Consider the following 24892-nt stretch of genomic DNA (forward strand, 5'->3'; position numbering starts at 1 on the left):
GTCGATCAAACCAGAGGCTTCCCCGTGAGCCGGCCGGTTAGCCGCGATTTCCCGTACCGGTTTCCGCCGGGCCGGCCCTCAGCCCACCGGCACCGGCTCACCACGCTGCCGGGCGACGTGCTCGACCAGGGAGATCAGTACCAGCTTCGCGGACTGCCGGTCCCGGGCGTCGCAGAGCACCAGCGGCACCTCCGGGTCGAGGTCCAGGGCGTCCCGGACCGCCTCCAGGCTGAACCGGCGGGACCCGTCGAAGCAGTTCACCCCCACCACGAAGGGGATGCCGCGCTGCTCGAAGTAGTCGATCGAGGGGAAGCAGTCGGCCAGCCGGCGGGTGTCGGCGAGCACCACCGCGCCCAGCGCACCGAAGGCCAACTCGTCCCAGAGGAACCAGAACCGGTCCTGACCGGGCGTACCGAACAGATAGACCTGGAGATCGTCGTTGATGGTGATCCGACCGAAGTCCATCGCCACGGTGGTGGTGGTCTTCTGCTCCACCCCGGAGGTGTCGTCGGTGCCGATCCCGGCGTCGGTCAGCACCTCCTCCGTCTGCAACGGCCGGACCTCGCTCAGCGCGCTGACCAGCGTCGTCTTGCCGGCACCGAAGCCGCCGGCGATGAGGATCTTCAGCGCGAGCGGGACCCGTGGGCTGGTCGCCTCCCGGTCAAAGCGCACGGAGTCCACTGACCACCGCCTTGAGGATGTTGTCGTCGGGCAGGAACGCGGCGGTCGGCGGCTGGTGCACCGCGACGAGCCCCCGGTCGAGGAGGTCGCCGAGGAGCACCCGGACCACGCCCACGGCGAGGTCCAGGTCCGCGGCGAGGTCGGCCACCGCGACCGGCCGCCGGGCCAGCTCGACCAGGCGCCGGTGTTCCGGCTGGAGACCCGGCACGCCGGTCGCGTCGGCCGTCGCCGCGGCCAGCACGAAGGCCACCAGGTCGAAGCTCGCGGCCGGCCGCACCCGACCCCCGGTCAGGGTGTACGGCCGGACGACCGGCCCGGCCGCGGCGTCCAGCCACTCGTGCTGCGGCCCCGGCGGCTCAGCCCGCATGGCCGGTCCCCGCGGCGGTCCGGGCCGGCGTACTCAGGTTCTCGCCGACCCGGATCACCAGCATCGCCATCTCGTACGCCACCAGACCGATGTCGGCGTCGGCCTCACTCACCACGGCCAGGCAGGCGCCCTGCCCGGCGGCGGTGACGAAGAGGTACGCGGACTCCATCTCCACCACGGTCTGGCGGACCGCGCCGCCGGCCAGGTGCCGGGTCGCCCCCCTGGCCAGGCTGGAGAAGCCGGAGGCGAGGGCGCAGAGGTGCTCCGCGTCGTCGCGGTCCAGGTCGGCGGAGGCCCCGAGCAGCAGCCCGTCCGCCGACAGCACCACCGCCTGGCGGGCGGCCGGCACCCGCTCCACCAGGTCGTCGAGCAACCAGCCGAGATCGGCGTTCTGCCGCGTCGTGTGCACCACTAGGCGTCCCTCTCAGTTGCGGTCGGGGGTTGCGGAGCCGGCGACGGCTCCGGCGGGGAGGGCTCGGTGGGCCGGTCCGGCGCCGGACCGGTGGCTCCGGCCGCCCGGTCGGGGGCCGGCGGGACGGGCCCGGCGGGGTCGGCGCCGCTCTCGGCGGCCCGGAGGCCGTCCCGGCGACCACGGGCGGTGCCCGCCTGGAGCGCGGCCATGGCCCGGCGTACCTCCTCGGGCGAGCGCGGCGCGGCGTCCGCGACGGCCGCCCGGGGCCGGTTGGCCGGTCCCCGACGGCGGACCCGACGCGGCAACCCGTCGCCGTCGGCCGGGTTCTCCACCGCGGAGGTGCGCCCGGCGGAGAGCGGCACCACCGCCGAGTCGGCCCGCTCCCGGCCGGGCCGGGCGGTCCGCGGCCGGGGCACCGTGGCCAGCCGGGTGACCTTGGCCATCCGCCGGTCGTCGGGCGTCGCGCCCCCGGCCGGCGCGGCCGGGGCCAGCGCCGGCTCCGCGGTGACCAGGTCCGCCGGGACGAGCACCACGGCGACGGTCCCGGCGGGGGTGCCGACCCGCAACTCGACCCGGACGCCGTGCCGGGCGGCGAGCCGGGCCACCACGAAGTGGCCCAGCCGGGCGCTGTCGGCCGGGTCGAACTCGGGCGACCGGGACAGCCTGCGGTTCGCCTCGGTGAGGGCCTGCGGCGACATGCCCAGCCCCCGGTCGGTGATCTCGATGGCGTACCCGCCGGGCACGGTCCGCCCGGTCACGTCCACCCGGCTGCCCGGCGGGGAGAAGGCGGTGGCGTTCTCGATCAGCTCGGCGAGCAGGTGGATCACGTCACCGACGGCCCGGCCGAGCAGCCCGGCCGGCTGCACGTCCCCCACGTCCACCCGGTCGTACGACTCGACCTCGGAGATCGCGCCCCGGATGACGTCGACGGCCGCGACCGGGTTGCGCCAGCCCCGCCCGGGGGCGGCCCCGGCGAGGATGACCAGGTCCTCGGCGTGCCGCCGGAGCCGGGTGGCCAGGTGGTCGACCTGGAAGAGGCCGGCCAGTTCGTCCGGGTCCTCGGTCTGCCGCTCCAGCCGGTCCAGCAGCGCGAGCTGCCGGTGCACCAGGCCCTGGCTGCGCCGCGCGATGTTGAGGAAGACCTCGTTGAGCCCGCGGCGCAGCGTCACCTCGTCGACGGCGGACTGCAGGGCGGTCCGGCGTACCTCGTTGAAGGCCCGGCCGACCTCGCCGATCTCGTCGCCGCCGTGGTCCAGCTCGGGGGCCTCCTTGGCGACGTCCACCACCTCGCCGCGGCGCAGCCGGGCGACCACGTCGGGCAGCCGGTCCTCGGCCATCTCCAGCGCGGCGGTCCGCACGCCGGTGAGCCGGCGGGCCAGCGAGCGGCCGACCCGGAGCGCGACCAGCACGCAGACCACGATGGCCAGCAGGCCGAGCACCCCCGCGGCGGCGAGCCGGACCAGGATGCCCACCGCCATCGGCACGGACCGCTCGGCCAGCCCGTCGGCGCCCCGCAGCTCGAAGTCCCGCAGGCTCTGCCAGGCGCCGGCCCGACTGGTCTCCCAGGCCCGTACGTCGAGCCGGGCCGGCAGCTCCCGGCTGCGGACCAGGGTGTCCTGCAACGCGCGCAGCCGGACCCAGTCCGGCGACTCGACGAGGCGCTGGTACCCGGCCCGCTCACTCGCCGGCAGGTCGGCCACCGCGGTCTCGGCCAGGAACCGCTCGTTGTCGATGGTGCGGACCAGCTGTTCGTGCTCCCCGTCGGCGTACCGGCCGGCGGTCAGCGCGCCGGCGAGCAGGGCGTCGGCCTGGCCGAGCAGCTCGCGGGACCGACCCAGCGCGGTGAGCGCCAGCGCCTCCCGGTTGAGCTGGTGGTCGGGCATCGCGGCCATCGCGGAGAACGCCTGGAAGGCCGAACTGATCATGCCACTGTAGAGGCCGATCGCCCCGGCCCGGTCCAGCTTGCGGGCGTCGATGAAGCCCCGCCCGGCCGGCAGCGCGTCGAGCGCGGAGACGAGCTGGTCGAGGCGGGTGTCGAGCAGCTCGTCGGCGGCGTCGCGCAGGTCGTCCCCGTTCACCCGGCGGCGCAGCTCGGCGATCGCCCGATCGGTGCGTCCCCGCTGTTCGGCCAGGGCGGGCAGGGTGGACTCGCCGGCGAGCTGGACGACCGAGAGCCGGCGCTCCTGTTGCAGCTCGGCGACCACCGTCTCGCCGGGACGGCCGAGGTCGTAGAGGTAGGTCCGGGCGGCCAGCAGGTCGAGGGCCGGTCCGAAGGTGAGCGTGGTGGCGAAGATCCAGAGCGCCAGCAGCGCCGTCACCGGACCGATGACCAGCGCGGTCAGCTTGGCGCGGATCGGCCAGTCACGGGTGTTCATCAGACCTCGCCCGGAAGGTGTCGCAGGGGTGGCGCCGGCACCGGCCGGAACTGTCCGGCCACGACGCCGGGCCCCGGCTCGGGCGCCTTGGGCAGGATACGTAATCACCGGCGGTTGCACTACCGGCCGTCTCGCCCCGGGCTACGGTGCGAGATGTCCCCTGTGGACGCCGTTCGGCCCGCCCGGGGGACCCCGCCCGGTGGCGACGCCGGCCGGGCGACGGCGTGGGAGCGGATCCGCGCCGCCCCGGCAGCCGAACGCGCTTTCTGGAGCAGATCCATTTCTCCCGCCGGACCGGGGCAGGAAAGTGCGCCGGATCGGGATTGGTGATCACGGTGCGGAGGGAATACCAGCGGGCGAAGGAGGAGCCATGTCGTCCACGCAGGTAGTCGTCATAGTCATCGTCGTCCTGGTGCTCGCGGCGCTGGCCGCGGTCGCCGTCGTGGCCAGCCGCCGGCGGGCCCTCAAGCAGCGGTTCGGCCCCGAGTACGACCGGGCCGTCGCCGAGCAGGACAGCCGGAGCGCGGCCGAGCGGGAGCTGCGCGAGCGGGAGCGCCGGCACGCCGAACTGGAACTCACCCCGCTGAGCGCCGAGTCCCGGGCGACCTACGCCGCCGCCTGGGAGGAACTCCAGGTCCGCTTCGTCGACTCCCCGGCGGAGACCGTGAGCGAGGCCGACGAGCTGGTCAGCCGGCTGATCGCCGAGCGCGGCTACCCGACCGGCGAGTTCTCCGAGCAGGCCGCCCACCTCTCCGTCGAGCACGCCCGCACCCTGGACCACTACCGGGACGCCCACGAGATCCGGCTGCGCAACGAACGCGGTGAGGCCGGCACCGAGGACCTCCGCCAGGCGCTCGTGCACTACCGGGCCCTCTTCGCCGACCTGCTCGGCGAGGACCCGGTCGGCCGGACGGCTCCGGAGCAGCGCCACCCCGACCACGAGCCCGACGTCACGAGCCGCTGAGGAGACCGCCGCCATGCGCCAGGAAGAGCAGCAGATCAGCCAGGACCACCCCGAGGCCGTCCGGTCCCACCCGGTGCCGGTCCCCCCGCCCGGTGACCTCGACGGCGACGGCCACCGGGACGACCGGGGCGAGCGGGCCGACGTACCCGAGGACGCGCTGGACGACCGGGGCACCTTCGACGACGACCCGACGGTGCCCGGCGACGACCGCCGCACCGACGCGCACGACGCGGCGCTGGACGAGACCCGGGCGTACGACGCCCGGGAGGTCCGTGACGCGGAGGCGGCCGACCTCGACGACGACGGCCGGCGGGAGTACCACGACCCGGCGCCGCTGCCGACCGCGTTCGGGGCGACCACGGTGGGCGACGCGGTGGCCGCGTCCGCGATGGCGAGCGGGCGGCCCGAGGACGAGCGCGACCCGCGCGGCGAGGACACCGTCGCCCCCGGCGACGGCGCGCCCGGCCGGACCGACGCCTTCGACGACGAGCGGGCCGACCCGACCGCGGGCGACCGGCTGCACGACCGGGACCGGTGGAGCGCCGAGCACGCCGACGCGACGCGCGACGACGCGCCGGAGGCGGGTGCGGCCGGCTACGGCAGCGCCGACCCGGCGATGGTCGACCCGGACGCCAGCACCGCCGCGGCGGGCGCGGGCGCGCTCGGCGCGACGGCCGCCGCCGCCAAGGACGGCACGCTGGCCGGAGCGGCCCGGCCCACCCCGGGCGCGGTGCCGGCGGACGCCGCCACGCTCTTCGGCCCGGAGGCCGCGCAGGGTTTCCGGGACCGCTGGCGGGACGTGCAGCTGCGGTTCGTCGACGACCCGAAGGCCGCGGTCGGCGAGGCGCAGTCGTTGGTCGACGAGGCCATGGAGGCGCTCGCCGCGGCGTTGCGGGAGCAGAAGAGCAAGCTGGGCGGCTGGCAGGAGTCCGGTTCGGCCGACACCGAGCAGCTCCGGGTGGCCGTGCGCGGCTACCGCGACTTCCTGGACCGCGTCCTGGGTCGCTGAACGCCCCCCGACCCCACCCGGAGCCCCGGCCGGAATCACCGGCCGGGGCTCCGCCGTGTCCGGCGGATGGAATTCCAGGCATGAAACTTCGCAAACGGGGTACCTGCCGCCGCAGCGACGCACGGAGGGAGTTCGCAAATGGGCGGCGGCCTACGGCTGAACATGAACGCGGTGGACTACGTCATCCTGGCGCTCTACTTCGTGACGGTCCTCGGGGTGGGCTTCGCCGCCCGCCGGGCGATCCGGACCAGCGTCGACTTCTTCCTCTCCGGGCGCTCGCTGCCCGCCTGGGTCACCGGCCTGGCGTTCGTCTCGGCCAACCTGGGCGCGCTGGAGATCATCGGCATGGCCGCCAACGGCGCCCAGTACGGCATCATGACCGTGCACTACTACTGGATCGGCGCCGTGCCGGCGATGGTCTTCCTCGGCATCGTGATGATGCCCTTCTACTACGGCTCGAAGGTCCGCAGCGTCCCCGAGTACCTGCGGCTGCGCTTCAACCGCCCCACGCACCTGCTGAACGCGATCAGCTTCGCGGTCGCCCAGGTGCTCATCGCCGGGGTGAACCTGTACGCGCTGGCGCTGATCATGCAGGCGCTGCTCGGCTGGCCGCTCTGGGTCGCGATCGTGATCGGCGCGCTGATCGTGCTGGCGTACATCACCGTCGGGGGTCTCTCCGGGGCGATCTACAACGAGGTGCTCCAGTTCTTCGTGATCATCGCCGGCCTGGTGCCGATCACGGTGATCGGCCTGGTCAAGGTCGGTGGCGTGAGCGGGCTGATGGACGCGGTCCGGGGCTCGAAGCTGGGCGAGGCGGGACTGCACGCCTGGCAGGGCACCGGCAGCACCGACAACCCGCTCGGCGCGCACTGGCTGGGCATCGTCTTCGGCCTCGGCTTCGTGCTCTCCTTCGGCTACTGGACCACGAACTTCGCCGAGGTGCAGCGGGCCCTGTCCGCGCGGAACATGAGCGCGGCCCGGCGTACGCCGATCATCGGCGCGTACCCGAAGCTGCTCATCCCGCTGGTCACCGTGATCCCCGGCCTGATCGCCCTGATCACGGTCAAGGGACTGGGCGCCGAGCAGGGCGACCTGGTCTACAACAACGCCATCCCGCTGCTCATGCGCGACCTGCTCCCCAACGGCGTGCTGGGCATCGCGGTGACCGGCCTGGTGGCCTCGTTCATGGCCGGCATGGCCGCCAACGTCAGCGGCTTCAACACCGTCTTCACGTACGACATCTGGCAGGCCTACTTCCGGCGGGACCGGCCGGACGAGTACTACGTGAAGATCGGCCGGATCGCCACCGTGGTGGCCGTGGTGATCGGCATCGGCACCGCGTTCATCGCGGCCGGCTTCAGCAACATCATGAACTACATCCAGGCGCTCTTCTCGGTCTTCAACGCCCCGCTCTTCGGCACCTTCATCATCGGCATGTTCTGGCGGCGGATGACCGCGCTGGCCGGCTTCTGGTCGCTGCTGTCGGGCACCGTGGTGGCGATCGCGACCTACCTGCTCTACAAGGCCGGCGTGATCAGCTTCAACTCGGACCTGGAGGAGAGCTTCTGGGGCGCGGGCCTGGCCTTCGTCACGGTCGCGGTGGTGGCCGCGATCATCACCCCACTGACCCGCCCGAAGACCGACGACCAGCTGACCGGCCTGGTGTACGGACTGAGCGACACCACGCTCGCCGACGACTCGCTGGCCGGCGACGCGGCCTGGTACCGCTCGCCGGTGCTGCTCGGCGTGGTCGCCGTGATCCTCGCCGCCCTCTTCTACATCCCGGTCTTCTGAGGAAGGGACCCACGCCATGGCTGACAACGCGGACCGCTACCAGGACGGCGAGGCCCACGACCCGCTGGTCGACGAGACCGAGGACGAGCGGGAGGCGCACACCGCCGCGGCCCGGCTCTTCGACATCCGCCGGGTGATCGGCGGCCTCTTCGTCGCGTACGGGCTGATCGTGGGCCTGATGGGGCTCTTCGACTCGTCGGCCGAGATCGACAAGGCGCAGGGGCTCCGGATCAACCTCTGGGCCGGCCTGGCCATGCTCGTCTTCGGCCTGCTGATGCTCACCTGGCAGTGGGTGAGCCCGAACCAGCCACCGGAGTCGCACGCCGGCGAGGAGCGCTGATCCCGCATGGCCCGCCCCGCTGGGGGTACCCCGGGTGGATCCACGCAACGCCGAGACCGGAGGGCAGCAGCATGACGGATCGTGGCGGCGAGCGGCCGCTGGAGGAGACCCCCGAGGTGGCCGCCGCGGTGGACGACGACAGCACGGTGCCGCAGTTGCGCAGCGGCGGCGCCGACCCGGACAACCCGGTCTTCACCGAGCCCGACGGGGCGGTGCCGGACACCGGCTACCCCGATCTCATCGGTGACCCGTACGCGGCCGGCACCGGGGCGACCGGCACCGGCACCGGGGCCGGCGGGGACAACATCCGCACCGGCGCGGAGCAGCCCTGGGAGCCGGAGGACCTGGTGATGGCCCGGGGGCAGGACCTCACCCCGGAGAACCTGGACCGGGCCCGCCGGGACCTGGCCGAGCTGGGCCGGGCGGCGATCGAGAAGACCGTCCCCTGAGACAGCCCGAGGGCCCCTGGTCGACGTGGGCGTCGACCAGGGGCCCGGGAAACCCGTCGCGGCGGTGCCTCACTCCCGCCGCGTCGGGTGGGTTGGCGGCAGGGTCTACAGCGCCGGGTAGGCGTTCTGCATGAGCTGGGCGAACTGGGCCGGGAACCAGGCGCCGGAGATCGGCGCGTTGGGCAGGGCACCGGTCAGGCTGTTGCCGTTGCGGGCGTTACCGGTGTAGGTCGGGTCGCACATCCGGTCGAAGCCCTTGCCCTCGTCGTTCGGGATGGCGGTGCTGGAACCGTCCGACTCGCCCGGGGGCTTCACCCAGACGTACGCGTCGATGCCCGGCTCCGGGTTGGCCTTCGGCCGCTCGCCGAGGCCCGCACCGGACTGGTTGCACCAGTTGCCGGCGTGGATCCGGCGGTCGATGCGGCCACCGTTGACGTAGGTGTCGACGCTGGTCGTCGCGCCCGGGCCGGTGGGCCGGTTGGCGCCGCCCCAGCCGTTGCGGGAGGTGTCGATCAGCATGCCGATGTTGCTGTCGAAGCCGATCGAGACCAGCTTGTTGCGGAACGCCTGGGCGAACGAGAGCTCGTCCACGTACTGGTTCCAGTCGATCCACTTGGACTGCCGCACGGTCTGGCCGTTCACCGAGTCGGTGATCTTGATGTACGGCTCCTTCAGCGCGGAGTAGTTCGCCGTGTTGGTGATGAAGCCGGCGACGTTGTGCACGGTGCTGCCGGACGCGGTGGCGGCGGCGTAGAGCTGCTGGGCGGTCGGGCCGAAGTTGCTGTCCCAGCCGATCCAGCCGTGGTGCGCGGCGTCGATGTAGTTGTAGACGTTGTTGATCGCGCCCAGCTTGGCCAGGGCGTAACCGACGCCGTTCACGTACGCGCCGTTGGCCTTGACGGTGTCACACATGGCCGTGCCGCCCGGCTGGCCGGAGGTGTTGGTCACCAGGTTCGGCAGCGAGTCGATCTCGATGATGTTGACGATGCGCAGGCTGGCGTACTTCGGGTCGGCCTGGATCGCGGCGATCGGGTCGATGTACTCGGCCTTGTAGCGGGGCAGCTCGTCCGGGCCCAGCTCGCCGTTGGAGGCGAGCGCGGCGCAGTCCCGGCCGGGCAGGTTGTAGATCACGAACTGGATGTAGCCGGCGCCCTGGGCGAGCGCCTTGTCCAGGTGGTCCCGGACGCCCATCGAGCCGTTGGAGCTGCTGCCGGTGGTGCCGTTGATCGCGGCGATCCGGTCCAGCCACACCGCGGTCGGGTTGTTGGACACCCGGCTGCCGCCGGTGACCGACTCGGCCTTGGCCTTCCACTCCGGGTTCACGTAGCCCTTGACCCCGGCGTACGGGTTGTCCACCTTCTGCCCCGGCGGCGGGGTGGTCGGCGGCGGCGTGGTGGGGGGCGGGGTGGTGGGCGGCGGGGTGGTGGGCGGCGGAGTCGTGGGCGGCGGGGTCGTCGGCGCAGGGGTGGTGGGCGCCGGCGTGGTGGGCGTGGTGCCGCCGTTGCAGACCGTGCCGTTCAGGGTGAACGAGGTCGGCTTCGGGTTGCTGCCGCTCCACGCGCCGTTGAAGCCGATGGTGGTGCTGGCGCCGCTGCCCAGCGTCCCGTTGTACGACTCGTTGGTCGCGGTCACGTTCTGGCCGCTCTGCGACCACTTCGCCGACCAGCCCTGCTGCACCTTCTGGCTGGCGAGCGGGAAGGTGAAGCCGAGGTTCCAGGAGCTCACCGGGTCACCGAGGTTCTTGATGGTGACGGTGCCGGTGAAGCCACCGGGCCAGTCGCTGGTGGTGTAGTCCACGCTGCACTGGGTGGCGGCCTGCGCCGCCGTGACCGGAATGGTCACCAGCCCGCCGGCGACCAGGACGCCGGCGCCGGTCAGCGCGAGCGTCCGGTTACGGCCGGACAGCCTTCTCCACAGATTCATGCCACTGATCTCCTTGGGCGAGACCGGATCCGCGTACGGCCCGGCGGAATGGCCCTCGGGACGTCCCGGAGGGGACGCCACGTCGGTGCCATCGGGGGTCTTCGGGGGTGCCCGACCCGGACGGGCGGTGGTGGTGGGGGTCTGCGACCGGCGTCAGGCCGGTCGGCGCTCCGACGTCGTCCGGCCTGAACCGGTGCCCTCGACGTCCGAGTTCGCGGTGTGGCTCCCCGAACCGCGTGCAGCGATTCTTGCATGGGAGCGCTTCCATGGCAACGGTTCGATGCGGGCAGCCGGCCATCGCCAGGGCCGAAGGGCCCGTGCCTGCCGAAACCGCCGAGACCCGGCGGCGGGGAGCGTGCGACACAGAGGTCGGTAGCCACGGTACGTCAGGTCGTCCGGGTGGCATGCGGGCCGACGGGGGCGGGCGGGGCGACTTCCGCCTGAGAGGCCGCTAAAGCCGCGTAGCACTCCTACGCGACGGATCATTTGCAAACTCTTAAACACGAATCTTTCCCCGGATAAGTCGCGAAACGGTCTAACGTCGGTCGTAGCTCGACTGTCGTCGGGCTCAGGACAAAAAGGGATGGAGTGACGCAGGTCATGGCTAACAAGATGCTCGGGAAGGTCGTTGCGGGTGCCGCCCTCGGCGGCGCGGGCCTCCTGGTGTTCACCCCGGGTATGGCCTTCGCTGGCGGGCACCACGAGGACGAGGGCAAGGTCGTCGCCAAGCCCCACGTCGTCAAGGCCGGGGACGAGGTCAAGCTCCTCGAAATCTGCCCGGAGCCGCAGGAACACGCCTACGTCTGGTCCAAGGTGACCGGCAAGGTCAAGCTCCACCCGGTCCGGGAGGACCGCGGCGACGACCACGGGGGGTGGCAGGACCGCGACGAGGAGGACGCGGACCAGGGCCCCGACGGCAAGGACCGGCACGGGCGCGACGAGGAGGGTCGCGGCGACGAGCAGGGCCGCGACGACCACGGCAAGGGCGACGAGCAGGGCAAGGACGACCACGGCAAGGGCAACGAGCAGGGCAAGGACGACCACGGCAAGGGCAACGAGCAGGGCAAGGACGACCACGGCAAGGGCGACGACCACGGCAAGGGCCCGGACGACCACGGCCAGCCGCCGTCGGACGGCGGCCAGCCGCAGCCCCCGGCGGACGGCGGCGGCGCGCCGCAGCCCCCGGCGGGCGGCGCCGGTGGCGGCATGGCCGCCGACTGGGGCAGCGACCAGGGCTCCGACTGGAAGGGCCACGAGGAGTACGGCCAGGACGAGGAGTCCGACCAGGGCCCGGACGGCAAGGACCGGCACGGGCGTGACGAGGAGGGTCGCGGCGACGAGTACGGCCGTGGCGGCGACGAGTGGTCCAAGGACGAGCACGGCAAGGGCGGCGACGAGTACGGCATGGGCGACGAGCACGGCCGTGGCGGCGACGAGTGGTCCAAGGACGAGCACGGCAAGGGCGGCGACGAGTACGGCATGGGCGACGAGCACGGCCGTGGCGGCGACGAGTGGTCCAAGGACGAGCACGGCAAGGGCGGCGACGAGTACGGCCGCGGCGGCGACGAGTACGGCATGGGCGACGAGCACGGCCGTGGCGGCGACGAGGGCAGCTGGGAGCACAAGAAGGACTTCGTCTACTACGGCGAGGCCGAGGTCTCCGAGCACGCCCGCCCCGGCAAGTACACGCTGCACGGCTCGTGCGGCGAGGGCGAGCTGGTCGTGCTGCCGCGCGGCCCGGTCGACGGCGGTGACGGTGGCATGACCACCACCAGCACCGACCGCGGCATGATGACCGGTGGCGCGGGCATGATCGGCGCCGCCGCTCTGGGTGGCATCGTCCTGCTGCGTCGGCGTCGGGCCAATGGCCTCGTCTGACCAGGCGGCGACACGGGCCGGCGGCCGTCACGGGAGACCGTGGCGCGCCGCCGGCGCCGCCGTCGTCGTCCTGCTCGCCATGGTGGGCGCCGGGATGATCGGCGCGTCCGTCCGGACCGTGCCCCCGCCCCGCCCGCCCCAGCCGCTCGCCCAGGCCGGTCCGGCCGAACCGACCACCGCCGCGCCCGACGGCACCGCCACGGCCGACGGGGCCGCCCTGCCCGACGGCACCGACACCGGCACGCAGGCGCCGGCCGACGCCGGACCCACCGGCCGGCCGGACCCGGACACCGCCCCCGCGGTCGTCGCCCTGCCCCGGTCGGCGCCGACCACCATCTCGATTCCCCGGATCGGGGTGAACGCCGAGATCATGAGCCTCGGCACCAATCCCGACGGCACGGTCCAGGTGCCCCCGCTGGACCAGGCCATGAAGGCCGGCTGGTACTCGCCCGGCGCCAGCCCCGGCGAGGCCGGCAACGCCGTGATCGTCGGGCACGTCGACTCGGCCAAGCTCGGCCCGGCGGTCTTCTTCGACCTCGGCTCGCTCCAGCCGGGGGACACCATCGCGGTCGCCCGGGCGGACGGCTCCGCCGCCACCTTCCGGGTGGACGAGGTGAAGTCGTACCCGAAGACCGCCTTCCCCACCGAGCTGGTCTACGGCCCGAACGACAAGCCCGGCCTGCGGGTGGTCACCTGCGGCGGAACCTTCGACCGCAGCGCCGGCAGCTACCTCGACAACATCGTCGTGCTGGCCACCATGACGGCGTGAGGACGGCGGACACGGGCGCGGCCCGGCGGTCGGTCACCCGACCACCGGGCCGCGCCGGTGTCCGCGCCGGTCAGGCCGCGGCCGAGGTCCGCACCAGGGTACGGATCTGCCGCAGCAGCACCGACAGGGCGGAGAGGTCCGCCCGGGACTCGTCGAACTCCCCCATCGCCCGGTGCGCCCGGTGGATCGAGGTGGCGTTCGCCTGCTCCCACTCCTGCACCCGCTCCACCGGCGGGAGGCTCTCCGGGGTGGAGCCCAGCACCTCGGCGGTGAGCGCCGCCAGGGCCGCGTACAGGTCGTAGCGCAGCGCCATCCGGGCCAGCGTCTGCCAGCGGTCCTCCCGCGGCAGCAGGGAGATCTTCGACAGCAGGGCGTCCACCCGGAACCGGTCGGAGAGCACGAAGTAGACCGAGGCCACCTCGCTCACCTCCCGGCCCGTCGTCTGGGCGGTCTCCACCACGTCGAGCAGGCCGAAGCTGTACATCAGCCGGGTCGCCTGCTCGGCCAGCTCGCGGGGCAGCCCCTTCCCGGTCAACGACTCCATGTGGGCGACGATCGCCTCCCGCTCGGTGCCGTAGAAGAGCTGCTCCAGGTCCGGCAGGAGCCGGGCCACGCCGTCGCGCAGCCGGGCGATCTCCCCCGGCACGTCGATCGGCGAGCGCCGGTTGGTCACCAACCAGCGCACCGCCCGGTCGAGCAGCCGCCGGGTGTCCAGGTAGACGCTGGTCTGCAGCTCGGGCGAGACCTGGTTGTCCAGCGACTCCACCGCGTTCCACAGGTCGCGCAGCCCGAACACCTCACGGACCACCACGTACGCGCGCAGCACGTCGGCGGCCGACGCGGCCGTCTCCTCGACCACCCGGAAGACGAACGAGATGCCGCCCCGGTTGATCGCCTCGTTGACCAGGACGGTGGTGACGATGTCCCGGCGCAGCCGGTGCTGGCCCATCCGGTCGGCGAACCGCTCCCGCAGCGGGGTCGGGAAGTAGTTGACCAGGATGTCGGTCGTCCACTCCTCGTCCGCCAGCCCCTCGCCGACGATCTCGCGCTCCAGCACGATCTTCACGTACGCGAGCAGCACCGCGAACTCCGGCGCGGTCAGGCCGGTCTCGGTCCGCACCGCCAGTTCCTCGTCCGGCGGCAGCGCCTCCAGCGCCCGGTCGAGCTGACCGGCCCGCTCCAGCTCACTGATCATCCGGCGGTGCACCGGGAGCAGCGAGGCGGCCTGCGCCTGGGCGTTGTTGATCGCCCGGGCCTGGTCGTAGTTGTCCCGCAGCACCAACTCGGCGACCTCGTCGGTCATCCCGGCCAGCACCTCGTCCCGCTCGGGCACGGTCAGCGCCCCGTCGGCGACCGCCGTGTTGAGCAGGATCTTGATGTTCACCTCGTGGTCGGAGCAGTCCACCCCGGCCGCGTTGTCGATGAAGTCGGTGTAGATGCGGCCGCCGGTCAGCGCGTACTCGATCCGGCCGAGCTGGGTGCAGCCCAGGTTGCCGCCCTCGCCGACCACCCGGCAGCGCAGGCTCTTGCCGTCCACCCGGATGGCGTCGTTGGACTTGTCCCCGACCTCGGCGTTGGTCTGCGTCGACGCCTTCACGTAGGTGCCGATGCCGCCGTTCCAGAAGAGGTCCACCGGCGCGGTGAGGATGGCCTTCATCAGCTCCTGCGGGCTGAGCTGCGTGACGTCGTCGTCGAGGCCGAGCACCGCGCGCACCTGCGGCGAGAGCGGCACCGACTTGGCGGTACGCGGGTAGATCCCGCCGCCGGAGCTGATCAGCGCGCGGTCGTAGTCCTCCCAGGACGAACGGGGCAGGTCGAAGAGGCGCCTGCGCTCCCGGAACGACGTCGCCGCGTCCGGGTCCGGGTCGAGGAAGATGTGCCGGTGGTCGAAGGCGGCCACCAGCCGGATGTGCTCCGACAGCAGCATCCCGTTGCCGAACACGTCGCCGGACATGTCGCCGACGCCGACCACGGTGAAGTCCTGGGTCTGGGTGTCGTGGCCCAACTCCCGGAAGTGCCGCTTCACCGACTCCCAGGCGCCCCGGGCGGTGATGCCCATCTTCTTGTGGTCGTAGCCGGCCGAGCCACCGGAGGCGAACGCGTCGCCCAGCCAGAAGCCGTGCGCGGCGGAGATCTCGTTGGCGATGTCGGAGAACGTCGCGGTGCCCTTGTCCGCCGCCACCACCAGGTACGGGTCGTCCGCGTCGTGCCGGACCACGTCCTCCGGCGGCACGATCTTGCCGCTGGAGATGTTGTCGGTGACGTCGAGCAGCGCGCTGATGAACTCCTTGTAGCAGATCACCGCCTCGTCCCGGTCGCCCGGCTTCTGCTTGAGCACGAAGCCGCCCTTGGCGCCCACCGGCACGATCACGGCGTTCTTCACCATCTGCGCCTTGACCAGGCCGAGCACCTCGGTCCGGAAGTCCTCCCGCCGGTCGGACCAGCGCAGGCCACCCCGGGCCACCGAGCCGAACCGCAGGTGCACGCCCTCGAACCGGGGCGAGTACACGAAGATCTCGAACTTGGGCCGGGGCGCCGGCAGCTCCGGGATCGCCTGCGGGTCCAGCTTGAAGGCCACGTACGACTTGGGCCGCCCGCCGGCCGGCTTCTGGTAGAAGCTGGTCCGCAGGGTGGCCTGGATCAACGTCAGGTAGGAGCGCAGGATCCGGTCCTGGTCGAGGCTGGCCACGTCGTCCAGCGCGGTGCCGATCGCGCCGACCAGCTCGCCGCTGCGCCGCTGCCGCTCCTCCATGGTGGTCGCGCCCGGCGCGAACCGGGTCTCGAAGAGCTCCACCAGCAGCTTGGCGATCTGCGGGTACGCGATGAACGTCGACTCCATGTACTCCTGGGAGAAGACGGTGCCGGCCTGCCGCAGGTACTTCGCGTACGCCCGCAGCACCACCACCTGCCGCCAGGTGAGCCCGGCCCGCAGCACCAGCTCGTTGAAGCCGTCCACCTCGGCCTCGCCCCGCCAGGCGGCGGCGAAGGCGTTCTCCACGTGCGGGCGGACCTCGGCCAGCTCCTGGTGCGCCTCGGGCAGGCGCAGCCCGAAGTCGTACAGGAAGACCCGGCCGTCGACCCGGTCCACCTCGTACGGGTGCTCGTCGACCACCCGGACGCCGAGGGAGTGCAGCACCGGCAGCACTGCCGAGAGCATCATCGGCTCGCCGTACCGGTACACCTTGAACCGGACGTCCATGGTCTCGTCGGCCTCGACGACCCGCCCGCCGCCGTTGGTGCGCGGCGCGAGCTGCTTGCGGAACAGGTGCATCTCCAGCTGGCCGGGCTCCTCAAGCAGCTCCAGCTTGGCCAGGTCCTTCATCGCCTCGTACGGCGTGTGCCCGTCCTTGTAGCCCTCCGGGAACGCGTCGGCGTACCGGCTGAACAGGTGCTTGGCCTGCTCGTCGCCGAGCTTGCGCTCCAGCACCAGCCGGTAGTCGTCGTCCCAGAGCCGGGTGGCGTCGGCCAGCTCCTCGGCGAGCAGGTCGGCGTCGATCTCCCCCGGCGGGTCGGTGGGGTCGGTCCGGACGATGAAGTGCACCCGGGCCAGCATCGACTCGGTGACCCGGGTGGTGTAGTCCACCCCCACGCCGTTCAGTTCGCGCAGCAGGATGTCCTGCATGCGCAGCCGGTTCTGGGTGGTGAACCGGTCCCGGGGCAGGTAGATCAGGCAGGAGATGAACCGCCCGTACGCGTCCCGCCGCAGGAACACCCGCAGCTGCCGGCGGCCCGCCATCCGCAGCACGCCGATCACCGCGTGGTAGAGGTCATCGGTCTTGATCTGGAACAGCTCGTCGCGCGGGTAGGTCTCCAGGATCTGGAGCAGGTCCTTGCCGGAGTGGCTGCGCAGGCTCAGGCCCGAGCGGTCCAGCACCTCGGCGACCTTGCGCCGGACCACTGGCAGCTCCTGCACGCTGGTCCGGTACGCGGCGGTGGAGAACAGGCCCAGGAAGCGCCGCTCCCCGACCACCTCGCCGGCCTCGTTGAAAATCTTGAAGCCGATGTAGTCGAGGTAGGCCGAGCGGTGCACGGTGGCCCGCGAGTTGGCCTTCGTGATGATCAGAAGGCGCTTCTCCAGCACCTTCTCGTGCGCCTCGGGGGTCATCGAGGAGAGCGCCCGGGCCTCCGGCGAGTCGGAGCGCAGGATCCCCAGCCCGGTGCCGAGCACGGCCTCCAACGCCTGGCCGCCGGTCGCGCCGTCGGTGTCGACCAGCCGGTACTCCCGGTAGCCGAGGAAGGTGAAGTGGTCGTGCGCCAGCCAGCGCAGCAGCTCCACCGAGTCGGTGATGTCCTTCTCCGGCACCGGCGGACGGTTGTCCGAGGTACGCGCGGAGGCCAGCTCGTCGGCGAGCGCGAGGGCCCGCTGCCGCATCTTCGGCCAGTCCTCCACGGCCTCCCGGACGTCGGTGAGGACCCGCTGGAGCTCCTTGCGGAGCTTCTCCCGCTCGGCCGGGTCCCGGACCGGGTCGATCTCGACCCGCATCCAGCTCTCGACCAGGTCGCCGGCGATCGCGTCGTCCGGCTCCACGTCGGCGGAGACCTCGGTGAGCCGGCCCAGCGGCTCCCGGCGGACCACCACCAGCGGGTGGACCAGCAGGTGTACGTCGAGATGGTGCGAATTGAGCAGGGCCGTCACCGAGTCGACCAGGAACGGCATGTCGTCGGTGACGATCTCGACCACGGTGTGGTGCTGGTCCGCGTCGGGCTCGTGGATGCGCAACTTCAGCTCGCCCGGCACCCGCTGCTGGGCCAGGTCCCGGTGGGCCCGGGCCGCCGCGAGCATCTCCTCGGCGGTGAAGCCGATCAGCTCCTCGTCCGGCGCGAACCGCCAGAAGCGACCCACCAGGGTCGCCGCGTCGTGGTCGTCGCCGGCCAGTGCGACCGCCTGGGCGACCAGGCGCTCCGCGTTGGGCACCGGCTCGTCCAGCTCGGCGTCCTCCGTGTCGTCGACCAGCGCCTGCGACGGCAGGCCCAGGTCGTAGAGGGTGTCGATGCTGGAACCGGCCATCCCGGTCACTCCTGTGTCGAGACGGCCGAAACCGTCCCCGTCGGTCGCCGAATCGAAGCTGTCATCGTCCCGGCTGGTGTCAGCCTGCCGGAGGTCGGGTCCCGGTTTGATCGCCGGACGCCGGTCCATCGGTGCCACTCCCCTCGACCCACCGCGTTGTGGGTCACTCTGCCGCCCAGCCTAGGCCCTGCCACTCTGTCCGTTCGTCGGCGGACCACTGGCCGGACGTCCGGATCGGGACTCTGTCCTTTCACCCGTTGCGGGTCCGAGGTCGGCCGGCCCAGGAGTACCCCGACTGGCGATGTTCATCACACTGCTGCCCGCCGCTCTTCCCGCGCTCGAGCCGCGGCGGGGCGGTGGTGCCCGGTCCGCCGTACTAACGTGCAGGTTCATGCCCGTCTGGTACCCCGTTCGCCGCCTCCGCTCCCCTCTCCGGCCGGTTGTCGCGGCCCTGGCCGCCGCCGCGCTGGCCGCGGGCTCCCTGGCCGGCTGCTCGGGCGGGGACGGCCCGGAGCAGAGCCTGGACGCCTTCCTCAAGGGCTGGCGCTCGGGAGACCTGCACGCGGTCGGCTTCATCGACCCGACCGGCGCCAAGGTCGCCGCGAGCGAGGTGACGAAGGAGCTGAAGGCGCTCTCCGGCGAGCTGGCGAAGAGCCCGCCCGAGCTGCGGCGCACCGGCGACGTGAAGATCACCAAGGACATCGCCGACGCCCGGGTCCAGGTCGCCTGGGCCCTGCCCGGCGGCGCCCGGTGGGCCTACGAGAACCCGGTCCGGCTGCGCCGGGGCGGCGACGACCAGTGGCAGGTGATCTGGGAACCGGCGGTGGTCCAGCAGAAGCTGGAGCGGGGCGACCGGCTGGCGCTGCGCCGCGACCCGGCCACCCGGGCCGGCGTCCTCGACGGCACGGGCACCCCGATCGTCGCGCCCCGGGCGGTGGTCCGGGTCGGCGTGCAACCCAGCCAGGCCGGCGACGTGAAGAAGCTGGTCAGCCGGCTCGACGCCGCCTTCAAGGCGATCCGGCCCGCGCTGGATCCCCCGGTCGACCTCACCGACCTGCCGAAGCGGCTCAGCGAGGCCGAGCCGGACGCGTTCGTCGAGGTGGTCACCCTGCGGGACGAGGCGTACCGGCAGATCAAGCCGCGGATCTACGACCTGCCCGGCACCACCTTCCGGGCCGACAAGCTCGACCTCGCCCCGACCCGGGAGTTCGCCCGCGCCCTGCTCGGCTCGGTCGACCCGGCCCAGGCCGACGACCTCAAGGCCCACCCCGACCGGTACGTCGCGGGTGACCTGGTGGGCCACGGCGGCCTCCAGGGCCGGTACGACGACCGGCTGCGCGGCGCGCCCGGACTGACCGTGGTCACCGTGCGGTCCACCCCGGACGGCGCCACCGCCCCCGGCGTCGAGGTCTTCCGCAGCGCGCCGAAGGCCGGTCAGCCGCTGCGGACCACCCTCGACGTGGCCACCCAGAACGCCGCCGACGCGGCGCTGCGCGGCGAGCGTCGGCGCGCGGCCCTGGTGGCCGTACGGATCAGCGACGGCGCGGTGCTGGCCGCCGCCAACGGCCCCGGCGCGGCCGGACAGAACCTCGCCTTCGAGGCGCAGGTGCCACCCGGCTCCACCTTCAAGATGGTCAGCGCGCTCGCCCTGCTCGACAAGGGCGCGGTGACCCCGGACCAGATCGTGCCCTGCCCCAAGCTCTTCCCGGTCGAGGGGCGGTCGTTCAAGAACTCGGACAACTTCGAGCTGGGCGCGGTGCCGTTCCGCACCGACTTCGCGAAGTCCTGCAACACCGCCTTCGCCTCCCTCGCCCCGCAGCTCGGCCCGGACGGGCTGGCGCAGGCCGGCCGCACCCTCGGCCTGGAGAGCGAGTGGGACCTGGGCGCGGACGTCTTCACCGGCAAGGTCTCCGCCAACGGCTCGGGCCCCGAGCAGGCTGCCGCCGCGATCGGCCAGGGCACCACCGTGGTCAGCCCGCTCGCCATGGCCGGCGCGACCGCCGCGGTGGCCCGCGGGCACTGGGAACAGCCGACGCTGGTCCTCGACCCGGCGCCCGCGAAGCCCGCCCCCGCCGGCCCGGCGCTCAAGGAATCGTCACTGCGGCAACTGAAGGACATGATGCGGGCGGTGGTCACCGACGGCACGGCCAGCGCCCTCAAGGACGTCCCCGGTCAGCCCGTGTACGGCAAGACCGGCACCGCCGAGTACGACAACGACCCGGCCCACACGCACGCCTGGTTCGTCGGCTGGCGAGGCGACGTGGCCTTCGCGGTCTTCGTCGAGCAGGGCGGCTCCAGCACGTCCAGCGCGGTGCCGATCAGCGAACGCTTCCTCCGCGCCCTCCGCTGACCCGGCCACCCGCCGCCCCACGACCCACGAGGTCGGGCCGCACGGTGACCCACCCCGTGCCCCCACACCGTCGTGTCCCCCACACCGTGGGCCCCGCCCGCCGGTTCGAGATCGCGCTCGTTCGTGGATCGAATGGCTCCCGAGTGCCCGTCCGGCCACTCGATCCGGGATCGAGCAGGATCTTGGCGGGGCAGGCGGAGAGGGTGGGGCCGGCGGGGGTCAGGCGATGTCGGTGCCGGGGTGGCGCGGACCGTCGTCGACCACTCGGCGCAGTCGGCCCGGAACGGCCTCCGCCGGGAGTGCCTCCTCGGCGACGGGTACCCGCCGCAACCGGCCCGGTGCCGACGGATCGGGCAGCGCGGCGACCGGTGTCGTGGCGTCTGCCGGCCCGCCATCCCCCGCCCCGTCGACGTCGCCCGCCCGGGAGTCGTCGGCCGCAGCGGCGGACCCCGGGCCGATCGGAACCCCGGCACCCACCGGTGCCGACAGCGCCACCGGGCCGATCAAACTTCCGACGCCCACCGGCGCCGACCCGGTCGACCCGTCATCCGGACGCGACGACACCCCCGACGGCCCGGCCGACCCGTCAACCGGACGCGACGACACCCCCGACGGCCCGGTCGGCTCGGCCGGCCCCGCCGACCCCGGACGGGCGGTCTCCGGCGCGCGCGGGACGGGCAGCTCGGCGCCGCGTCCGTTGCCGGGCCGGGCCGCCGGTGCGACCGGGTCGGCCGGGAGCAGCCGGGGCGGCAGCGCGCTCGGCGCGGAGACCGGGGCGAGCCCGGCCACCACGGTGTTGACGATCTCGGCCGCGTACGCGCCCTCGGGGTCGTAGTCGGGGTCGAAGACGGTCAGCTCGACGCCCAGGCAGTGCGGGGTGTCGACCAGGCCGGCGAGCAGGATCTCCAGCTCGGCGAAGGCGATCCCGCCCGGGTCGGGCGCGTCCACGGCGGGCATCACCGCCGGGTCGAGCACGTCCACGTCGATGTGCACCCAGTAGCCGGCGCAGTCGGCGAGCTGCTCGTGCGCCCACTGCGCGGTGCGGGCCGCGCCCTCGGCGCGCAGCGCCGGGACCGGCCGGGTGGTGATGCCGGCGGCCTGGAGGTCGAGCCGGTACTCGTCCTGCGCCCGGATGCCGAGCACCACCACGTCGATGTCCCGGAAGTAGGGCCGTCGCCCCTCGATGGCGGCGAGGTCGGCCTGCCCCCGGCCGGTCACCAGCGCGAGGTCCTCGCCGGCCGCCGCGCCCACGTACGAGGCGTTGCCCGGGTGCCGGAAGTCGGAGTGACCGTCGACGAAGACCAGCCCGATCCGCCCACCGACGGCCTCGCCGAGCCGGTGCATGGCAAGCGCCGAGCCGAGCAGCACCGAGCAGTCCCCACCGAGCACCAGCGGGAACTCGCCCCGGTCGATGATCGCGCCGATCCGGTCGGCCAGCGCCACGGAATATCCGGAGATCTCCCGGGCGTGGCAGACCCCGTCGCCGGGTCGCCAGTCACCGGGGTCGTACCGGGGCGGGGTGAGGCAGCCGGCGTCGCGGGCCCGCAGCCGGGCCAGCAGGCCGTGGTCCCGCAGCGCCCCGGGTGCCTTGCCGCAGCCCGGGACGGAGGTGGACGTGGGTGGGCGCAGGCCGAGGTTGGTCGGCGCGTCGAGGACGGCGATCCGGCGCATCATGGGCTCCCGTCCTCGATGGTCGGGCGGGCCGGCCGGTACGCCGGCCCGCGCTGGCGTGCTGCGAACTCAGAACAGGGCGCTGGCCAGGGCCCGCCGGGCCGACGCCACGGCCGGGTCGTCCGGGCCGGCGATGGTGAAGAGCGACACCAGGTGCTGGCGTACCTTCTCCCGGTCGTCGCCGGCGGTCCGCCGGACCACGCCGACCAGCCGGGCGTACGCCTGCTCGGCGAGGCCGCTGAGCACCTCGATGTCGGCGGCGAGGAGCTGGGCCTCGATGTCGTCCGGGGCCTGCTCGGCGGCGGCGAGCGCGGCCCGGGGGTCGGCGCCGGCCACCCGGCGGGCGACCCCGACCTGGGCCAGACCGGCCTCCGCCGCGGCGTCCGCCGGGCTCTCGGCCAGGATCTTCTTGTACGCGGCCTCGGCGGCGTCGAGGTCGCCGTCCATCAGCGCGTCGTCGGCGTCGGCGAGCCGGGGGTCCTCCGGCTCGGCCACGGTGACGCCGCCGGCCTTGAGGACGGCCTGGATCCACTGCCGCAGCTGCGACTCGGGGATGACGCCGGGGAAGGCGTCGACCGGCCGGCCGCCGACGATCGCGTAGACGGTCGGCACGGCCTGGAGCTGGAACATCTGGGCGATGCGGGGGTTCTGCTGGACGTCGACCCGGGCCAGCAGCCACGCGCCGGCGCCCTCGGCGGCGAGCCGCTCCAGCACCGGGGCGAACTCGTCGCTCTCCGGGTAGCCCGCGGCGCCGAAGAAGACCACGACGGGGGTGGTGAGCGAGCGCTCCAGCACCTCGGTCTGGATGTTCGCCTCGGTCACGTCGATCACGGCGGCGGACCCACCGGCGGGTGTCCCCGGAAGACCGGTCGGCGGGCCGGCCTGAGCCGGTGTGGTGGGACGGGAATCGGCCGGTGCCGTGCTGCGCAGCGCGCTGAGGTCGACCGCGCCGCGGGTGAAGATCGACGAGGTGATCCGTGGGTCGCTCATGGTTATCTAGTCTCGCACGTGTCCCGCTGAACTCAGATCAACCGCGACGGCGACAGTTGCAACTCTCACGCTGCTCACACCACTCTTCCCACCCCACCCGCCCCCACCCACGCGATCTTGCACTTGCAGCCCCGGCAAATGCGGCAGATGCCGCGCCGAAAGGGCCACAAATGCAAGATCGCGGGAGACGGGGGTGGGTCAGAAGCGGGCGGGTTCGCGGTAGGTGCCCCACTCGGCGCGCAGGGCGTCGCAGATCTCGCCGAGGGTGGCCTCGGCGCGGACGGCGTCGAGCATGGCCGGGATCATGTTCTCGCCGGTCCGGGACACCTCGACCATGTGCTGGACGGCGGCCTTGACGGCCGCGTCGTCCCGGGCGGTCTTGCGCTCGGCGAGGACCCGGCGCTGCTCCAGCTCGACCTCGTGCGAGATCCGCAGGATCTCCAGGTCCTTGGCGATGGTGCCGGTGTGGCAGTTGACGCCGACGATCCGCTTGTCGCCCTTCTCCAGCGCCTGCTGGTAGACGAAGGCCGACTCGGCGATGTGGCCGGTGAACCAGCCGTCCTCGATGCCGCGCAGGATGCCGGAGGTCATCGGGCCGATCTGGTGCGGGCCCTCGCCGCCGAGCTGCCGGATCCGGGCGAAGATCTCCTCCGCCTCCGCCTCGATCTTGTCGGTCAGCGCCTCGACGTACCAGGAGCCGCCGAGCGGGTCCGCCACGTTGACCACGCCGGTCTCCTCCATCAGCACCTGCTGGGTCCGCAGGGCGATCTCGGCCGACTCGTCGGTGGGCAGGGCGAGGGTCTCGTCGAGCGCGTTGGTGTGCAGCGAGTTGGTCCCGCCGAGCACCGCGGCGAGCGCCTCCACGGCGGTCCGCACCACGTTGTTGACCGGCTGCTGGGCGGTCAGCGACACCCCGGCGGTCTGGGTGTGGAACCGCAGCCAGAGCGCCTTCTCGCTGGTGGCGCCGTAGACGTCACGCAGCCAGCGGGCCCAGATCCGGCGGGCGGCCCGGAACTTGGCGATCTCCTCGAAGAAGTCGACGTGCGAGTCGAAGAAGAAGCTCAGGCCCGGGGCGAAGACGTTGACGTCCAGGCCGCGGCTCAACCCCAGCTCGACGTAGCCGAAGCCGTCCGCGAGGGTGTACGCCAGCTCCTGCGCGGCGGTCGAGCCGGCCTCGCGGATGTGGTAGCCGGAGACCGACAGCGGCTTGTACCTCGGGATGTCCCGGGCGCAGTACTCCATCAGGTCGCCGATCAGGCGCAGGTGCGGCTCCGGGTCGAAGAGCCACTCCTTCTGCGCGATGTACTCCTTGAAGATGTCCGTCTGGAGCGTGCCGTCCAGCTTGGACAGGTCGGCGCCCTGCCGCTCGGCGGCGACCAGGTACATGCAGAAGACCGGCACGGCCGGGCCGGAGATGGTCATCGAGGTGGTCACGCCGGCCAGGTCGATGCCGTCGAAGAGCACCTCCATGTCGGCGGCCGAGTCGATGGCCACCCCGCAGTGCCCGACCTCGCCGAGCGACTGCGGGTCGTCGGAGTCGCGCCCCATCAGGGTCGGCATGTCGAAGGCGACGGAGAGCCCGCCGCCACCGGCGCCGAGGATCATCTTGTAGCGCTCGTTGGTCTGCTGGGCGTTTCCGAAGCCGGCGAACTGCCGGATCGTCCAGGTCCGCCCGCGGTAGCCGGTCGGGTAGAGCCCCCGGGTGTACGGGTACTCGCCCGGCCAGCCGATCCGGTCGAAGCCCGGGTACGCCACGCCCTCCGGCGGGCCGTAGACCGGTTCGACCGGCATGCCGGAGAGCGTGGTGAAGTCCGCGTCCCGCTTACGGGCGGCGTCGTAGCGGGCCTGCCAGCGGGCCCGACCGGCGGCGATCTCTTCGGCGTCCATGCGCGGAGCTCCTCCTCGAGTCCTC

The 24892-nt window shown here is 73.0% G+C and carries 16 protein-coding genes and 1 pseudogene; 8 read left to right on the top strand and 9 right to left on the bottom strand.

All coding sequences use genetic code 11. The annotated features are described in order from the left end of the window. Positions 1-78: 78 nt before the first annotated feature. The 4 genes from GA0070611_RS16890 to GA0070611_RS16905 are packed head-to-tail and all read right to left on the bottom strand — an operon-like array spanning position 79 to position 3835. Positions 79-681: a GTP-binding protein gene (locus tag GA0070611_RS16890; protein WP_091665301.1), complete on the bottom strand. Its 603-nt coding sequence runs from the start codon at positions 679-681 to the stop codon at positions 79-81. Further along, complete coding sequence (locus GA0070611_RS16895) at positions 662-1048, bottom strand: DUF742 domain-containing protein (protein ID WP_091665304.1); 387 nt, start codon at positions 1046-1048, stop codon at positions 662-664. Before GA0070611_RS16895 ends, GA0070611_RS16890 begins: the two co-directional genes overlap by 20 nt. After that, complete coding sequence (locus GA0070611_RS16900; RefSeq protein WP_091665307.1) at positions 1038-1460, bottom strand: roadblock/LC7 domain-containing protein; 423 nt, start codon at positions 1458-1460, stop codon at positions 1038-1040. The genes GA0070611_RS16895 and GA0070611_RS16900 overlap by 11 nt, the downstream gene beginning before the upstream one ends. Next, positions 1460-3835, bottom strand: a complete 2376-nt coding sequence (locus GA0070611_RS16905) for a sensor histidine kinase (RefSeq protein ID WP_091665310.1) — start codon at positions 3833-3835, stop codon at positions 1460-1462. The genes GA0070611_RS16900 and GA0070611_RS16905 overlap by 1 nt, the downstream gene beginning before the upstream one ends. Positions 3836-4205: 370 nt before the next feature. Here GA0070611_RS16905 and GA0070611_RS16910 point away from each other — a divergent pair, with 370 nt between their 5' ends. From GA0070611_RS16910 to GA0070611_RS16930, 5 genes are all read left to right on the top strand, one after another. Beyond that, positions 4206-4799, top strand: coding sequence for a hypothetical protein (locus GA0070611_RS16910; RefSeq protein WP_091665312.1), 594 nt, complete (start codon positions 4206-4208; stop codon positions 4797-4799). Between the two features lie 13 nt (positions 4800-4812). Next, on the top strand, positions 4813-5808 hold the full coding sequence (locus GA0070611_RS16915; protein WP_091665314.1) for a hypothetical protein: 996 nt from the start codon (positions 4813-4815) through the stop codon (positions 5806-5808). Between the two features lie 138 nt (positions 5809-5946). Further along, positions 5947-7602 carry a sodium:solute symporter family protein gene (locus GA0070611_RS16920; protein ID WP_091665315.1) on the top strand — a complete coding sequence of 552 codons (1656 nt, stop codon included), beginning with the start codon at positions 5947-5949 and terminating at the stop codon, positions 7600-7602. A 16-nt stretch (positions 7603-7618) separates the two neighbouring features. After that, entirely contained in the window at positions 7619-7942 is a 324-nt protein-coding gene (locus GA0070611_RS16925) for a hypothetical protein (RefSeq protein WP_091665317.1), read from the top strand. A 71-nt stretch (positions 7943-8013) separates the two neighbouring features. Beyond that, positions 8014-8391 carry a hypothetical protein gene (locus GA0070611_RS16930; RefSeq protein ID WP_091665319.1) on the top strand — a complete coding sequence of 126 codons (378 nt, stop codon included), beginning with the start codon at positions 8014-8016 and terminating at the stop codon, positions 8389-8391. 105 nt (positions 8392-8496) lie between these two features. On the opposite strand, the gene GA0070611_RS16935 is transcribed toward GA0070611_RS16930, so the two are convergent. Beyond that, positions 8497-10314, bottom strand: a complete 1818-nt coding sequence (locus GA0070611_RS16935; protein ID WP_091665322.1) for a glycoside hydrolase family 6 protein — start codon at positions 10312-10314, stop codon at positions 8497-8499. 600 nt (positions 10315-10914) lie between these two features. Here GA0070611_RS16935 and GA0070611_RS16940 point away from each other — a divergent pair. Further along, positions 10915-12192 carry a putative sodium/potassium/calcium exchanger gene (locus tag GA0070611_RS16940; RefSeq protein ID WP_091673044.1) on the top strand — a complete coding sequence of 426 codons (1278 nt, stop codon included), beginning with the start codon at positions 10915-10917 and terminating at the stop codon, positions 12190-12192. Then, positions 12179-12961, top strand: coding sequence for a class F sortase (locus GA0070611_RS16945; RefSeq protein WP_091665324.1), 783 nt, complete (start codon positions 12179-12181; stop codon positions 12959-12961). The genes GA0070611_RS16940 and GA0070611_RS16945 overlap by 14 nt, the downstream gene beginning before the upstream one ends. 70 nt (positions 12962-13031) lie before the next feature. Here the strand turns inward: GA0070611_RS16945 and GA0070611_RS16950 are convergent, their stop codons facing one another. Next, positions 13032-18098: an NAD-glutamate dehydrogenase gene (locus GA0070611_RS16950; RefSeq protein ID WP_091665326.1), complete on the bottom strand. Its 5067-nt coding sequence runs from the start codon at positions 18096-18098 to the stop codon at positions 13032-13034. A gap of 262 nt (positions 18099-18360) precedes the next feature. On the opposite strand from GA0070611_RS16950, the gene GA0070611_RS16955 reads away from it, so the two are divergent. Continuing rightward, a complete protein-coding gene (locus GA0070611_RS16955; protein WP_091665329.1) occupies positions 18361-20319 on the top strand; it encodes a penicillin-binding transpeptidase domain-containing protein in 1959 nt (652 codons plus the stop codon). A 477-nt stretch (positions 20320-20796) separates the two neighbouring features. Here the strand turns inward: GA0070611_RS16955 and GA0070611_RS16960 are convergent. The 3 genes and pseudogenes from GA0070611_RS16960 to GA0070611_RS16970 form a co-directional block, all read right to left on the bottom strand. Further along, a pseudogene (locus GA0070611_RS16960) lies at positions 20797-21993 on the bottom strand (arginase family protein); the annotation flags it as partial. Positions 21994-22059: 66 nt separating this feature from the next. After that, entirely contained in the window at positions 22060-22980 is a 921-nt protein-coding gene (locus tag GA0070611_RS16965; protein ID WP_091665332.1) for a tetratricopeptide repeat protein, read from the bottom strand. A gap of 198 nt (positions 22981-23178) precedes the next feature. Beyond that, a complete protein-coding gene (locus GA0070611_RS16970; RefSeq protein ID WP_091665335.1) occupies positions 23179-24867 on the bottom strand; it encodes an acyl-CoA mutase large subunit family protein in 1689 nt (562 codons plus the stop codon). Between the last annotated feature and the right edge of the window lie 25 nt (positions 24868-24892).

It is taken from the genome of Micromonospora auratinigra (assembly GCF_900089595.1).
Taxonomy (GTDB): domain Bacteria; phylum Actinomycetota; class Actinomycetes; order Mycobacteriales; family Micromonosporaceae; genus Micromonospora; species Micromonospora auratinigra.